Annotated in this window: 10 protein-coding genes; all 10 read left to right on the forward strand. The window is 55.8% G+C overall.

Translation table 11 applies throughout. The features are described 5' to 3' along the window. Position 1: 1 nt before the first annotated feature. Positions 2-1822, forward strand: a complete 1821-nt coding sequence (gene tssF, locus DAI21_RS08520) for a type VI secretion system baseplate subunit TssF (RefSeq protein ID WP_107702858.1) — start codon at positions 2-4, stop codon at positions 1820-1822. Continuing rightward, the gene (gene tssG, locus DAI21_RS08525) at positions 1789-2832 is read left to right on the forward strand and encodes a type VI secretion system baseplate subunit TssG (protein WP_100780821.1); all 1044 of its coding nucleotides are present in this window, start codon (positions 1789-1791) and stop codon (positions 2830-2832) included. The genes tssF and tssG overlap by 34 nt, the downstream gene beginning before the upstream one ends. A gap of 16 nt (positions 2833-2848) precedes the next feature. After that, a complete protein-coding gene (tagH, locus tag DAI21_RS08530) occupies positions 2849-4147 on the forward strand; it encodes a type VI secretion system-associated FHA domain protein TagH (protein WP_107702859.1) in 1299 nt (432 codons plus the stop codon). Beyond that, complete coding sequence (tssJ, locus tag DAI21_RS08535) at positions 4144-4668, forward strand: type VI secretion system lipoprotein TssJ (protein WP_100778967.1); 525 nt, start codon at positions 4144-4146, stop codon at positions 4666-4668. The genes tagH and tssJ overlap by 4 nt, the downstream gene beginning before the upstream one ends. Before the next feature lie 2 nt (positions 4669-4670). Beyond that, on the forward strand, positions 4671-6014 hold the full coding sequence (gene tssK, locus DAI21_RS08540) for a type VI secretion system baseplate subunit TssK (RefSeq protein ID WP_107702860.1): 1344 nt from the start codon (positions 4671-4673) through the stop codon (positions 6012-6014). A 61-nt stretch (positions 6015-6075) separates the two neighbouring features. After that, a complete protein-coding gene (gene icmH / locus DAI21_RS08545; protein WP_107704234.1) occupies positions 6076-6825 on the forward strand; it encodes a type IVB secretion system protein IcmH/DotU in 750 nt (249 codons plus the stop codon). Between the two features lie 8 nt (positions 6826-6833). Continuing rightward, positions 6834-9482 carry a type VI secretion system ATPase TssH gene (gene tssH, locus DAI21_RS08550; protein ID WP_107702861.1) on the forward strand — a complete coding sequence of 883 codons (2649 nt, stop codon included), beginning with the start codon at positions 6834-6836 and terminating at the stop codon, positions 9480-9482. Then, positions 9479-10177, forward strand: a complete 699-nt coding sequence (vasI, locus tag DAI21_RS08555; protein ID WP_107702862.1) for a type VI secretion system-associated protein VasI — start codon at positions 9479-9481, stop codon at positions 10175-10177. Before tssH ends, vasI begins: the two co-directional genes overlap by 4 nt. Beyond that, complete coding sequence (gene tssA, locus DAI21_RS08560; protein ID WP_107702863.1) at positions 10177-11574, forward strand: type VI secretion system protein TssA; 1398 nt, start codon at positions 10177-10179, stop codon at positions 11572-11574. Before vasI ends, tssA begins: the two co-directional genes overlap by 1 nt. Positions 11575-11649: 75 nt before the next feature. Then, the gene (gene tssM / locus DAI21_RS08565; protein WP_107702864.1) at positions 11650-15114 is read left to right on the forward strand and encodes a type VI secretion system membrane subunit TssM; all 3465 of its coding nucleotides are present in this window, start codon (positions 11650-11652) and stop codon (positions 15112-15114) included. Positions 15115-15116 lie beyond the last annotated feature (2 nt).

Below are 15116 nucleotides of genomic sequence, written 5' to 3' on the forward strand. Positions count from 1 at the left end.
GATGGCCTTTGAAGAGCGTTACTACCGCGAAGAGCTGGATTATCTGCGTCAGCTCGGCAAATTGCTGGCACAGGAGAAACCCTACCTGGCTCGCTTTTTGGCCGAGAAAGAGGGCGATCCGGATGTGGAACGTCTGCTGGAAGCGTTCGCCTTCCTCTCAGGTGGCCTGCGGCAAAAGCTGGAAGATGAATTCCCCGAGTTCACGCATGGGCTCATCAACATGCTGTGGCCAAATTATCTGCGTCCGGTGCCGGCGATGACGGTCATTGAATATCAGCCCCGTAAAGAGCTGCAAACATTCGTTCAGGTGTGCCGCGATGAGTTGATTAAAACCGGAAAGAGTGACCGCTCGCAGACTGGTGCTCAGGGCGCACTGACCAGCGGAGAGAACACCTCGTTGCCGGTTTGTCATTTCACTCTGGCACGTGATACCTGGCTACAACCTCTGTTGGTTCAGGATGTGAGAAACACCAGCAGCCTAAAAGCAGGTGCCATTGAGATTGATTTTTTCACCGAAGGCAACATTTCTCCCCGCGCGATTGATCTGAATAAACTGACTTTTTGGTTGGGTAATGAAGACGACTACACCCGTCATCAGCTCTATTTATGGTTCAGTGAACATCTGGTGGATGCCGAACTGGTTGCCGGTGAGCGGCGTTTAGCGTTATCGGATCTGTGGCTTGAGGCCGCCGGATTTGAACCAGAAGATGCGCTGTTGCCATGGCCGAAAAACGTTCATGTCGGTTACCGGGTACTGCAGGAGTATTTCTGCTATCCGGAGAGCTTTTTCTTCTTCCACGTGAAGGATGCCGCGCCACTGCCAGACGATTTTCCGGTCGGTGCGTTTACGTTGCGCCTGCATTTTAATCTGCCACTACCGGCAGATATCAAGCTGCGCAAGGCTTCTTTACGTCCCTACTGTACGCCTGCGGTCAATCTTTTCGCGCACCACTCTGAACCTGTCAGACCGGATGACAGTGCGCCGCAGTACCCGTTGCGCGCCAGTCAACAGAACCCGGAATCCTATGATATTTTCCAGATAACCTCGGTTTCGAGCAAAGAGAGCGGTTCCGGACAGAGCAGAAAGTTTCGCCTCTGGCCTGAGTTTGAGGGATTTCAGCACCAGATAGAGTACAACCGTCAGCGTGAAGTCGTTTACTGGCACCACCGAACAAAAACGTCATTATTTCATCAAGGTCTGGAGCATTCGATTGCATTTGTTCACGCGAACGGAGACATACCAGAACACACCCGACTGGATGGCGAAGTTTTCACGGCCTCGCTTGTCTGCACCAATCGCATGTTACCTGCGTCGTTGCATATCGGTGATATCTGCGAGGCCGTTAATAAGAATCCAGCCGTTGCGTCCTTCAGTAATGTGATGCGGCCAACCCGTCCGCTTTATCCGATGACGGACGGCAATATGCACTGGTCGCTGATCTCCTGCATGAATCTGAACTATCTCTCGCTGCTGGACAGGGAAGCGTTGATTCAGGTTCTGCGCACGTTTGATTTACCCGGTATTCACCACCCGCAGCAGGCCCGACTCTCTTCGCAGAAACTGGATGCTATTGAAAAAATGGCGTCCCGTCCGGTCGACCGCCTGTTTAAGGGCGTGCCGGTTCGAGGGTTGTCCACCACGCTGTGGATAAATCCGGCCCCCTTTGTCTGTGAAGGTGAGATCTATCTGCTGGGGACGGTGCTGTCCTATTTCTTTGCGCTGTATGCCAGCATCAATTCGTTTCACTGCCTCAAAATTATCAACACCGAAAGTCAGGAGTCCTGGGAATGGCAACATACCGGCCAGCACGCCCTGATGTAAGGGAAACAGCAAATCTCCCGGATGTGCGCGGGACAAACTTTTTTGTGCTGATGGAATCGTTATATCGGCGGTATGGCGGTACGGACCAGGAGCCATCCTTGCGTACGGAACCGGAACAGGAAGTGGCGCTGTTCAAATCCGATGCCAGTATTGCTTTCCCTGGAAGTGACCTGAGTACGCTCAGTCGTAACGAGACCGGGCAGTTCAACCTGACGACCAAATTCCTGGGTTTCTCCGGTAGCCAGTCGCCACTGCCCGGTTACTACCTGGACAGAATGGCGCAGGAGTCGGCACAAAATGAAGAGGGGCTGAAAGAGTTTCTCGATCTGTTCAGCCATCGATGGACGCAGTTTGCCTATCATGCCTGGCGTAAGTACCGCTATTACATCTGTTTTCGTAACGGTGGCACGGACACTTTTTCGCAGCGTATGTATGCCCTTGTAGGGCTGGGCAATCCCAGTGTGCGCGCCAGGCTTGCCATCAACCATAGCAAGATGCTGGCCTACGCCGGGATACTTGCTACGCCGGGGCGCTCGCCGGACGTGGTGTGCAATCTGGTTTCTCACTGTTTTGATCTGCCGGAGGTCCGTATCGAGAGCTGGCAGCTACGCAAAGTGCCTGTCGATCCTGCCCAGCAGAATCGGCTGGGTGTGCGAAATCCCAAAAACAGAACCGCCGGATATGTGCCGGGGCGCTCAGTCATCGGTGTCAATTTTACCCTCGGAGCCAGAGTGCCCGATCGCAGCGGAAAATTTCTTCTGCGGATCAGCAATCTCTCGATGGAGCGTTATCTCTCATTTTTGCCAGACGGTGGAAATCACCAGGCATTGACAATGTTTGTCTCTTTTTTACTGCGCGATCAGTTCGCCTGGGATTTGCGTCTGGATCTGGCTCCCGAGCAGGCGAAAGGCATGCTGTTAGGCGACAGCGCCCGATCCTGTATCGGGCGCACGGCGTTTATCGGACAGCCGAAAGTGCCGCCCTCTATCACCCTTCATATCAGGGATTAATTTTATGGAATCGCATATGGCTGAGGAGAAAAAGCACTCTTCCGTGCTGTCACTCACGTTGCAGGTCATGAACGGCAATGAGCTGGAGAGTGGAAGGGCTGCAAAATGCCTGTTTTCTGCCGAGGGCGGAGATATCGGCCACGCTACGGCGTGCCGCTGGCCGGTACAGGATCGAGCAGGATCTATCGCTGGCCGTGCCTGCGAAGTGGTTCTCCATGATGGCACCTTCTGTCTTCGTAGCCTGATGCCAGGGTTGATGATCAATCTGGCTCCGGTGTCCGTGGAATCTGGATTAGTGCGGTTGCGTCAGGGCGATGAGATTGGACTTGGGGCGCTGGCATTAAAAGTGTTCCTGCACGAAGGAAAACTCGTCAGCTATAGCGAGCAGATGGCCGCCCCGGAAACCATCGTGACTAACCGCGATCGCCTGGCTGATGCGCTACTCACCACTGACGGGCAACCGACGTATCCGGGAATGCCTCACCGACATCAGCTCGCAGACACTGTAGTGAACGGCTTTTCTACCGATCCTCTTCAGGCGTTGCAAACAGAAAGTCTGACCACTGCGGGTGATCTGCTGTCGGGATCGGCTCCTCTCCGAACCACCGCCACGCTTTCCGCTCCGCCCAGTAATAGCGGGCTGGAAAATCAGTTTATGGATCTGCCGCCGATGTATGCCGATTCTCACGAGAGTCATGATGAAGCGGGCGCGCAGGGTGAAATGACACATCGCCATCTCGCCGTCACGCCGCTTATGCGTGGGTTAGGTTGCTCGCTTTCTGTGCGCAATTCACAGGAGGCGGATGATTTTTTGGAAGAGGCTGGGAGGACATTGCAGGCCGCACTACAAGGGCTGCTTGAGCTTCAACATCAACGTAACAGCCTGTCTGACAAGCATCTGCGTCCGCTGGAAGATAACCCGTTGCGTCTGAATATGGACTACACCACGGTGCTGGATGTGATGTTTGCCGAGGGTAAAAGCCCCGTTCACCTTGCTGCTCCTGCCGCAGTACGCGAAAGCCTGCGCAACATTCGCCATCATGAAGAAGCCAATCGCGGGGCTATTATCGAATCTCTGCGTGTCCTGCTTGACGCCTTTTCTCCCCAGAGTCTGATGCGCCGTTTTGTTCAGTATCGTCGCAGCCATGAATTGCGCCAGCCGCTGGACGATGCCGGCGCATGGCAAATGTATAGCCACTACTACGACGAACTGGCGTCCAGCCGTCAGCAGGGTTTCGAGATGCTGTTTAACGAAGTGTATGCCCAGGTTTATGACCGGGTATTGAGAGAGAAGCAACGGGAGTCGGAAGCATGATCAGGAGGGCGTTTCTGGCCTGCGTTCTAATGAGCGTGGTTTTAACCGGCTGCGAAACGGCGAAAAAACTCGGCCAGGTGATCAGTAATCCGGATATTCAGGTCGGAAAGCAGGCGGTACAACCGTCGGAGGTGACCGTCACGCTTCTCACTGAACCGGATACCAATACCAACGCAGAGGGGGAAGCCGCCCCTGTGGATGTGCAACTGGTCTACCTCAGCGACGATTCAAAGCTGCAGGCCGCTGACTATGACCAGATAGCCAGCACACCGTTACCGGATGTGTTAGGGAAAAACTATATCGATCACCAGGATTTCAGCCTGCTGCCGGACACGCTCAAAACCCTGCCGCCGGTGAAACTGGACGAAAAAACGCAGTTTATTGGCATTGTTGCCTACTTCTCGGATGACCAGTCCTCCGAATGGAAGCAGATCGAACCAGTGGAAGGTACGGGCCACCAATACCGTGTGCTGGTGCATGTGCGGCAGAGCAGTATCGAAATGAAAAAAGAGGAAGACTGACGATGGCGACGATGAAAAATAAGGTGATCTGGCAAGAGGGATTATTCGCCCTGCCGCAGCACTTCCAGCAACAGCAGCGTAATCAGGAATATCTGCTGAACCAGCGCATCAATGCACAGGCTGACTTTAGCTGGGGATTTACAGCGCTGTCAGTGAATTCAGAGTTGCTGGCTCAGGGGAAGCTGATGCTCGACTTTGCCAGCGGCTGCATGCCTGATGGCACGGTGTTCAGTATCCCGGAGCAGGACCAGCTTCCTTTGCCCTACCATCCTGTCGATCTGTCAAAGCCCGGAAGCCATGACATCTACCTCGCACTGCCGGTCATCAGTGATATCACCTGCGAAATTGAGAGCCGCCAGAGTGCTGGACAAAGCACGGAGCGTTACCGGCTGGCCCGCAGCGATATTCGTGATTTGCACTCAGATGATGGCGATGTCCAGCAGCTTGTTCTGGGGCAGCTGGCGCCAAAAATTGTGAGCGGCGCGGACGATCTCAGCGCGATGGTCACCTTACCGTTATGCCGCATTCGCAGTCAGCAGCCCAATGGTGCGCTGGTACTGGATGAAGGCTTTATCCCCACTTGTCAGGCGATTCGGGTGAGCCCTGTGCTGAACGGGTTTGCCGGGGACGTTCAGGGGCTAATCAGTAACCGCGCCAGCGAACTGGCAAAGCGCATTGGCTCGCCGGAGCAGAGCGGTATCGCCGATGTGGCAGAATTTATGATGTTGCAGATGCTGAACCGCAGCCAGATGCACTTCACCCATCGCACCCATCTGCATACGCTGCATCCGGAAACCTTTTATCTGGATCTGGTGCGTCTGCTGGGTGAGCTGATGACCTTTACCGAGAACAGCCGTCTGCCGTGTCCGGTCGATGTCTACAACCACCGGAATCTCACGCAGTCTTTTAAAACGGTGATTCTGGAGCTGCGTCGGGCGCTTAACACCGTGCTGATGCCACGGGCTCAGAACCTGCCGCTGATCTTTTCCGATGGGGTGTATATCGCCACGGTTAACGATCCGACGCTGCTGCAGTCGGGCTCCTTCGTACTGGCCGTCCGCGCGCGGATGCCGCAGAACCAGATCATTCTCCAGTTCACTCAGCAGTCGAAAATCGCTGCGACCGACAAAATCCGCAATGTGGTCAGTGTCCAGGTGCCTGGCGTACCGCTGTCGCCTCGCACTGCAGCGCCTCGCCAGCTTCCTTATCACGATGGTTACGTCTATTTCGACCTGGATAAAGGGGCCGCGGCCTGGCAGGACGTGGCGAAAGCCGGGGCGATGGCGCTGCACATTTCCGGCACCTTCCCGGAACTGGATATGCAGCTGTGGGCGATAAGAGGTTGAGACGATGAGCGAACAGCCTGACTTTTATTCCGGCAGCAATAACTCGGTCTACCCCGAGGAAATGGGCAATGCGATTTCGCATGAGGCTGGCGGGGAAACGTCCCATCGCCAGTACCGGCTCGCTCTGCGTGGTAACAGTCTCAATCCGATGATCGATGCGGCCACCCCGTTGCTGGGAATGGTGATGCGCGTGGCGGGGATGAACAGCCAGTCGATGCCTGAACACCTCTTTTCCCGGGTTGTGACGGACGTTCAGGCGGTAGAGCAATTGCTGCAAGAGCAGGGCTATGAGCCAGGCGTGATCGTCTCGTTTCGCTATGTGCTCTGCACATTTATTGACGAGGCGGCGCTTGGCAATGGCTGGTCGAACAAGAACGAGTGGATAAAGCAGTCCCTGCTGGTGCATTTCCATAATGAAGCCTGGGGCGGCGAGAAGGTGTTTATTCTGCTCGAACGCCTGATTCGCGAGCCCAAACGCTACCAGGATTTACTCGAATTTTTGTACCTCTGTTTCTCGCTGGGTTTCCGTGGGCGCTACAAGGTTGCCGTACAGAATCAGGGCGAATTTGAACAGATATACCGCCGTCTGTATCACGTCCTTCATAAACTTCGCGGCGACGCGGCTTTCCCACTGCTACATCAGGACAAAAAAACGCAGGGAGGGCGTTATCAGCTTATTAAGCGCTTGACCATTAAACAGGTGTTGTTCGGCGGGATTGCCGTGCTGGCACTGTTTTATCTGTTCTATTTACTGCGCCTCGACAGTCAGACGCAGGACATTTTGCATCAGTTAAATAAATTACTGCGATAAGGACGTCTATGATCCAGATTGATCTTCCCGTGCTGGTAAAGCGGCTGAATCTGTTTTCACGACAGGCGCTGGAGGCCGCTGCGGCAGAGTGTATGACCCAGCAGGCGGCGGAAATCACCGTGGCACATGTGCTCCTGCAAATGCTGTCATCTGTTCGCAGCGATCTGCGAGTGATTGCGGAACAAGCCGATCTTGATGTGGCGACACTGCGTCAGGCGTTAACGGTCGAAAATTATGCCACCGTGCGCTCTACAGACAGCTATCCGGCCTTCTCCCCTATGCTTGTGGAGTGGTTAAAAGAGGCCTGGCTGCTGGCTTCAACGGAAATGCAGATGAGCGAATTACGGGGCGGCGTGCTGCTGCTGGCGCTTCTGCACTCGCCGCTACGTTACGTCCCTCCCGCGGCTGCCCGGCAACTGACCGGTATTAACCGCGATCGCTTGCAGCAGGATTTTTCGCAGTGGACGCGTGAGTCTGCTGAAACCGTGATACAGGATGACGACGGAAAAAACGTCAGCGTGGCGACGGATGCCAGCGATAGCTTGCTTGCGCGTTATGCCAGGAACATGACCGAGGACGCCCGTCAGGGGCGGCTTGATCCGGTGCTGTGTCGCGATCACGAAATCGATCTGATGATCGATATTCTTAGCCGTCGCCGCAAGAACAACCCTGTCGTGGTGGGTGAGGCCGGTGTGGGTAAAAGCGCGTTAATCGAAGGGCTGGCTCTGCGCATTGTTGCAGGCCAGGTCCCGGATAAACTCAAAAACACCCGCATCATGAATCTGGATCTTGGGGCATTGCAGGCTGGAGCATCCGTGAAAGGTGAGTTTGAAAAACGCTTCAAAGGGTTGATGGCTGAAGTCATTTCATCCCCCGTTCCAGTCATTCTGTTTATTGATGAAGCGCATACGCTGATAGGTGCCGGCAACCAGCAGGGCGGGCTGGATATTTCTAACCTTCTCAAACCAGCGCTGGCGCGTGGTGAGCTGAAAACTATCGCCGCAACGACCTGGGGCGAATACAAAAAATATTTTGAGAAGGACGCTGCACTGTCGCGTCGTTTTCAGTTGGTGAAGGTCAGTGAGCCGAATGCGGCCGAAGCCACGATCATTCTCCGCGGTCTGTCGGCCGTATATGAACAATCGCATGGTGTACTGATCGACGATGAGGCACTTCAGGCGGCCGCGACGTTAAGCGAGCGCTATCTTTCCGGGCGTCAGTTACCTGACAAAGCTATCGATGTGCTGGATACCGCCTGTGCAAGGGTGGCGATTAATCTCTCTTCGCCGCCAAAAAAAATTTCTGCCCTGACGACGTTATGCCACCAGTGTGAGGCGGAAATCTGCCAGCTTGAACGCGAAATCCGCATCGGGCTACGCACCGAGACGGCGCGCCGAGATGAGGTGCAAGCGCAGTATGAGAATGCGCAGCAGGCGTTGCGAACGCTGGAGGACGCCTGGCACCAGCAGCAGACGCTGGTGCAGGAGATTATTGCCCTGCGTCAGCAATTACTCACTACCGAGGAGAAAACGCCGTCTCACGCCGAGCGCCTGAAACGGCTGACGGCAGAGCTGGACGCCTTGCATAACGATCAGCTACTGGTTTCGCCCCACGTCGATAAAAAGCAGATTGCAGCGGTGATAGCCGAATGGACCGGCGTGCCGCTTAACCGCCTGTCGCAGAGCGAGATGTCGGTGATTACCGATCTTCCGCTCTGGCTGGGCGAAAGCATAAAAGGCCAGCAGCTGGCGATTGCCAGTTTGCATAAACATCTGCTGACCGCCCGTGCTGACCTGCGCCGTCCCGGGCGGCCTCAGGGGGCGTTCCTGTTAGCCGGTCCGAGCGGTGTAGGCAAAACCGAAACTGTGCTGCAACTGACGGAGCTACTCTACGGCGGACGTCAGTATCTCACGACCATCAATATGTCGGAGTTCCAGGAAAAGCACACGGTTTCAAGGCTGATCGGCTCGCCTCCTGGCTACGTGGGCTACGGAGAAGGGGGCGTGCTGACCGAAGCCATTCGTCAGAAACCCTACTCGGTCGTGCTCCTTGACGAAGTAGAAAAGGCTCACCCGGACGTGCTGAATCTGTTCTATCAGGCGTTTGATAAGGGCGAAATGGCGGACGGTGAAGGCCGTCTGATTGACTGCAAAAACATCGTATTTTTCCTCACCTCCAACCTCGGTTATCAGGTGATTGTCGAACATGCTGATAACCCGGCGTTGATGCAGGACGCGTTATATCCAGTGCTGGCAGATTTCTTCAAACCCGCTCTGCTTGCACGCATGGAAGTGGTGCCCTATCTGCCGCTGACCCAAGAGACACTTATCACGATTATCGCCGGAAAGCTTGCGCGACTGGACAGCGTTCTGCGTAGCCGCTTTGATGCTGAGGTCATTATCGAACCGGAGGTGACCGATGAAATTATGCAGCGCGTCACCCGCGCCGAGAATGGCGCCAGAATGCTGGAATCCGTGATCGACGGCGAGTTGCTGCCGCCGCTTTCGCTGCTGCTGCTACAGAAAATGGCGGCCAACACCGCGATTTCCCTGATCCGACTGTCGGCTGAGAATGGCGCGTTTACCACTTGTGTGGAAGATGCATCGTGCGACAGCGATCCCGTATCTACCCTGCCTGAGGATGGTGTCGTTATATGAGCCAGCCACGCCTTCCCTGGCTGATTGCGGCTCTGCTGGTGGGAAGCTGTGCGGGATTTGCACATGCGGAAACGGTGCCCATGTCTGATGCTCAGGTAACCCTGCAGGCGATGCAGTCCTGCCGTCAACAAAAGGCAGCTCTGGAGCGTCTTGACTGCTACGACCATCTGCTCGCGCCCGTCTCGCCGGGAGGCTTCGAGGGGGCATTGGTTAAAGCGCGCTATCAGGGAGAAGCCTGGATGCTCGCCACGGAGCAGGAAAAACACCGCGACGGTAACACCACTTCATTGCTGGTCGTGCAAACGCCGGGCGAGCATCCAACCGTTGTTATCACGACCCCGGCTATCGGCAGCGTCCCGCCGCGTCCGGTACTGATGTTCAGTTGCATGGATAACATCACCCGGATGCAGGTGGCTTTGATGCATTCGCTGGATGTTCATGACATCGCGGTCACCCTGAATGCTGATGGCAGGACGTTCAACAGCCACTGGTTTGTCCGTGAGAACGGCGTGTTGCTGGAAGCCAGTCGGGGGCTGTCCGGGATTAGTGAAATCAAACAGCTGCTTAGCGCCAAAACACTGACCCTGGATACGGGGGCGGGGAGCCCCGCCGGCAAGCTGACCTTTGACATTAACGGGCTGGCACAGGCCATCGCACCACTGCGTGATGCGTGCCATTGGGCGGGAGATTATTAATGCCTTTAGATCTGAATAATCCACAGACCTGGATTTCGCATCTGCTGGAAAATCTGCCGGGAGACAAGCTGAGTGAGGGCCTGAAAGACGATAACCCGGAGTGGGAGTTTATCGAGGGTGAGATCGTTAAACTCGGCTCGCTGGCTCATAGCCAGCTGGATATCCCGGATATTCAGCGTCGGGGGCTGGTGTTGCTGGCATGCGAAAGCAAAGATTTCCGCCTACTGGCGCACCTGCTCAGAACCCTTCAGCATGCGGGCGATCCGCTGCTGGCGATGCGCCTGTTGGCTCTCTATGTCGAGCACTTTTGGGCCGTGGCGGCACCGCAAAATATGGCGCATAAAAAGCGCTTTGCCGGGCAGGTCATAAAACGTTTTGACGCGGGCGTCGCAGGCTTTGCTGGCCGTGCAACCACCGAACAGCGTGACGAACTTCTGGGCGAGCTGGCAAAACTGGCGCAGTGCTGGCAGACACAGCATGCGCCTGAACTGGCGCAGGCAACGGATGAACTCTTTGCCCTCTACCAGCGCGAGTGTCGCGACGCTGCTGCGGATACATCCGCACGCGCTGCATCGAACGCGCCCCACGCCGCTTCGCCCGATACCGCTCCGGTCAGCACTCCGGCACCGCGGGTGACCATCAAAACCCATGACGATGATGCCTGGCGCAGCACGCTGCTGGAGGTGGCCGATATTCTCTGTGAACGTCAGCCGGACTCACCGCACGGCTATCGTCTGCGACGTCACGCGATCTGGCAAACCATTACGGCTACGCCGCAGGCCGAAAGTGACGGTCGAACGCCGCTGGCGGCCATTCCGGCGGACAGGGTTGCCGATTATCAGACCCGTTTTGGCAACGCAGATTTCGCGCTCTGGCTGCAGGTCGAGAAAAGCATATTACTCGCGCCATACTGGCTGGATGGCCATTACCTCTCCGCGCAGATTGCACTGCGCCTCGGATATCTCGCAGTGGCAGAAGCCATCCTCGACGAAGTTACCCGTTTTGTTGCGCGTCTTCCTTCGCTTTCGGAGCTGCTGTTTAACGACCGCACGCCCTTTATGAGCGAACAGACGAAGCAGTGGCTGGTTCCTGCTTCTGCCAGCCAGAGCGCGTATGTCTCAGAAAACGGCGAGGAGCTTCAGGCCGCCCGGACCTTGTTTGCCGATCAGGGGCTGGAAACGGCGCTGCAGTATCTGGATTCGCTGCCCGAAGGGTCGCCTCGCGAACAGTTCTACCGTCAGTACTTTGGAGCACAGTTTATGGAAGAGGCCGGGATGGGCAAACTGGCGCAGCAACAGTATCGGATGCTGTTCAGCGCGGGATCACAAATGCGGCTTACAGACTGGGAACCCTCCCTGCTGGAGCAGCTAGAACATAAATTCATGGCAGAAAAGTAAGAATAAACAGGAGCTTTTGTGAGATTACCAACACCCCGACTCTTCAGCGGGCTGAAATCTGCCCTCAGACCGGCCATGCCTCGCTTTAAGGTTTCCGCCTTTTGGTTACTGGTGCTGGCGTGGATTTTTCTACTGGTATGGATCTGGTGGAAAGGCCCGACATGGACACTCTACGAAGAGCACTGGCTGCAGCCGCTGACCCGCCGTTGGCTGGCGACAGCCGTATGGGGATTTATCGCGCTGGCATGGCTCACTATAAGGGTGATGAAACGTTTGCAACAGCTTGAGCGACAGCAGAAACAGCAGCGTGAGGAAACTCAGGATCCGATAAGCGTGGAGCTGAATGCTCAGCAGCGCTACCTCGATCGCTGGCTACTGCGCCTGCAACGCCATCTCGACAGTCGTCGTTATCTCTGGCAACTGCCGTGGTATATGGTTATCGGTCCTGCAGGAAGTGGCAAAACCGCGCTGCTTCGCGAAGGCTTTGCGTCGGATGTTATTTATACTCCGGAAACCGCACGCGGCGCCGAACAGCGGTTGTATCTCACGCCTCACGTCGGAAAACAGGCGGTCATTTTTGACGTCAGCGGTTCACTCTGTGAGCAGCCTGAGGCGGATGTGCTGCACCGCCGTTTATGGGAGCATATGCTTGACTGGCTGGTTCAGAAACGCGCCCGCCAGCCCCTCAATGGCCTCATTCTGACTCTCGATTTTCTCGATCTCCTGACGGCTGATAAGCGCCGCCGTGAATACCTCTTGCAGATGTTGCGCAGTCGTTTACAGGATGTGCGCCAGCACCTTCATTGCCAGCTGCCGGTGTATGTTGTCCTCACCCGGCTCGATTTGTTACATGGTTTTGCAGCGCTATTTCAGTCGCTGGATAAACAGGGCCGCGACAGCATCCTTGGGGTGACGTTTACGCGTGGCGCCCATGAGAGTGACGATTGGCGTGCCGAGCTGGACAACTTCTGGCAGGTATGGGGCGACCTGATTAATCATGCTCTGCCAGATCTGATGCTGGCGCAGAGCCATGACCGCAGCTCCCTTTTCAGTTTTGCTCGTCAGATGCAAGGGAGCCTGGCTCCTCTTGTTGCACTGCTTGACGGCTTGCTGGACGGCGAAAACATGGACGTTATGCTGCGCGGTGTCTATCTCACGTCGTCACTGCAACGTGGCCAGATGGATGACATTTTTATGCAGTCCGCAGCCCGTCAATACGGGCTTGGGAGTAGCCCACTCAGCGCCTGGCCGCTGGTGGATACAGCCCCCTATTTTACCCGTAATTTGTTCCCACAGGTGCTGCTGGCGGAGCCAAACCTGGCGGGCGAAAGCCATGCCTGGCTTATCAACGCTCGCCGTCGCCTGACGATTTTCTCTGTCGCAGGCGGCGCGGGAGTGATACTGCTGATAACAGGCTGGCATCACTATTACAATGCCAACTACGCCTCCGGCATTCAGGTGCTGAAGCAGGCGAAAGCCTTTATGGCCGTGCAGCCTCCGCAGGGGATGGATGAGTTTGGCAATCTGCAATTGCCTCTGCTTAATCCTGTACGCGATGCCACTTTGGCCTACGGCGACTGGGGCGATCGCAGTCGTCTGGCGGATCTGGGTCTGTATCAGGGCAGACGTATTGGTCCCTATGTGGAGCAGACCTATCTGCAACTGCTTGAGCAGCGCTATCTGCCTTCTTTGTTGAACGGTCTGGTCAAAGAGATGAATTCGGCGCCACCCGAAAGCGAGGAGAAACTCGCTATTCTGCGTGTGATCCGCATGCTGGAAGACAAAAGTGGGCGCAGCGATGAAGTGGTGAAGCAATATATGGCGAAGCGCTGGAGTGAAAAATTCCACGGTCAGCGCGATATCCAGGTGCAGCTAATGTCCCATCTCGACTATGCGCTGGCGCATACCGACTGGCATGCAGAGCGGGAGAAGGGCGATAGCGATGCCATCAGTCGATGGGCACCCTATGGCAGTCCTGTTGCTGGTGCACAAAAAGAACTCAGCAAACTTCCGGTATACCAGCGCGTTTATCAAAGCCTGAAAACGCGTGCGCTGGGGGTGTTACCTGCAGATTTGAACCTGCGCGATCAGGTAGGGCCAAGCTTTGAGCGGGTGTTTACCTCGGCTGACGATAACAAGCTGATCGTTCCGCAGTTCCTCACCCGCTATGGCTTGCAGAGTTACTTTGTGAAACAGCGCGACGAACTGGTGGAACTCACAGCGATGGATAGCTGGGTTTTGAACCTCACCCGCAGCGTTAAGTACAGCCAGGCTGACAGGACGGAAATCCAGCGTCAGCTTACGGAGCAATACCTCAGCGATTACACCGCCACCTGGCGGGTTGGAATGGATAACCTTAATGTCCGCGATTATGAATCTATCGCGCAGCTGACGGGTGCGCTGGAGCAGGTGATCAGTGGCGATCAGCCCCTCCAGCGGGCGTTGACAGCTCTGCGCGACAACACCCAACCCGCAGTCCTCTCAGAAAAGCTCTCCGATAAAGAGCGGGAAGAGGCGCTGGCTGAGCCGGATTACCGTCTGCTGACCCGTCTCGGGCATGAATTCGCGCCGGAAAACAGCGCGCTGGCGGTGCAGAAAGAGAAAGAAAGCACGATGCAGGCGGTCTATCAGCAATTAACGGAACTGCATCGTTATTTGCTGGCAATACAGAATGCACCGGTCCCCGGAAAATCGGCGCTCAAAGCGGTACAGCTTCGGCTGGATCAGAACAGCAGCGACCCGATTTTTGCCACCCGTCAGATGGCTAAAACGCTGCCCGCGCCGCTTAACCGCTGGGTGGGTAAACTCGCTGACCAGGCCTGGCATGTGGTGATGGTGGAAGCCGTTCACTACATGGAAGTGGACTGGCGCGACACCGTAGTGAAACCCTTCAACGAACAGCTGGCGAACAACTATCCGTTCAATCCGGGTGCGCAGCAGGACGCCTCACTGGATGCCTTTGAACGTTTCTTTAAACCGGATGGCGTGCTGGACGCGTTTTATCAGCAGAATCTGCGCCTGTTTATGGAAAACGACCTCAGCCTGGAAGACGGTGACAGTGCGGTGATCATCCGAGAGGATATCCGCCAGCAACTGGAAGCCGCACAAAAAATTCGCGATATTTTCTTCAGCAAACAGAACGGCTTAGGTGCGCAATTTGCGGTAGAGACCGTGTCTTTATCCGGCAACAAACGCCGCAGCGTGCTGAATCTCGACGGCCAGTTAGTGGATTACAGCCAGGGGCGCAATTCCACCGCGCATCTGGTGTGGCCGAACAATATGCGTGAAGGCAATGAAAGCAAACTGACGCTTATCGGCACCAGCGGCAATTCCCCTCGCAGCATCAGCTTCAGCGGTCCGTGGGCTCAGTTCCGCCTGTTCGGGGCGGGGCAGCTAACGGGTGTGCAGGACGGTACGTTCAGCATCCGCTTTACCGTAGACGGCGGGGCGATGGTTTATCGCGTACACACAGATACGGAGGACAATCCATTCGCAGGCGGGTTGTTCAGTCAGTTCGCGTTACCGGACACGCTCTACTAAGG

The sequence above is a fragment of the Lelliottia sp. WB101 genome (assembly GCF_003051885.1).
Lineage (GTDB): Bacteria > Pseudomonadota > Gammaproteobacteria > Enterobacterales > Enterobacteriaceae > Enterobacter > Enterobacter nimipressuralis.

Coding starts and splice junctions, on each gene's coding strand:
- tssF (WP_107702858.1), top strand. CDS start 2: ATGGCCTTTGAAGAGCGTTACTACCGCGAAGAGCTGGATTATCTGCGT.
- tssG (WP_100780821.1), top strand. CDS start 1,789: ATGGCAACATACCGGCCAGCACGCCCTGATGTAAGGGAAACAGCAAAT.
- tagH (WP_107702859.1), top strand. CDS start 2,849: ATGGCTGAGGAGAAAAAGCACTCTTCCGTGCTGTCACTCACGTTGCAG.
- tssJ (WP_100778967.1), top strand. CDS start 4,144: ATGATCAGGAGGGCGTTTCTGGCCTGCGTTCTAATGAGCGTGGTTTTA.
- tssK (WP_107702860.1), top strand. CDS start 4,671: ATGGCGACGATGAAAAATAAGGTGATCTGGCAAGAGGGATTATTCGCC.
- icmH (WP_107704234.1), top strand. CDS start 6,076: ATGGGCAATGCGATTTCGCATGAGGCTGGCGGGGAAACGTCCCATCGC.
- tssH (WP_107702861.1), top strand. CDS start 6,834: ATGATCCAGATTGATCTTCCCGTGCTGGTAAAGCGGCTGAATCTGTTT.
- vasI (WP_107702862.1), top strand. CDS start 9,479: ATGAGCCAGCCACGCCTTCCCTGGCTGATTGCGGCTCTGCTGGTGGGA.
- tssA (WP_107702863.1), top strand. CDS start 10,177: ATGCCTTTAGATCTGAATAATCCACAGACCTGGATTTCGCATCTGCTG.
- tssM (WP_107702864.1), top strand. CDS start 11,650: ATGCCTCGCTTTAAGGTTTCCGCCTTTTGGTTACTGGTGCTGGCGTGG.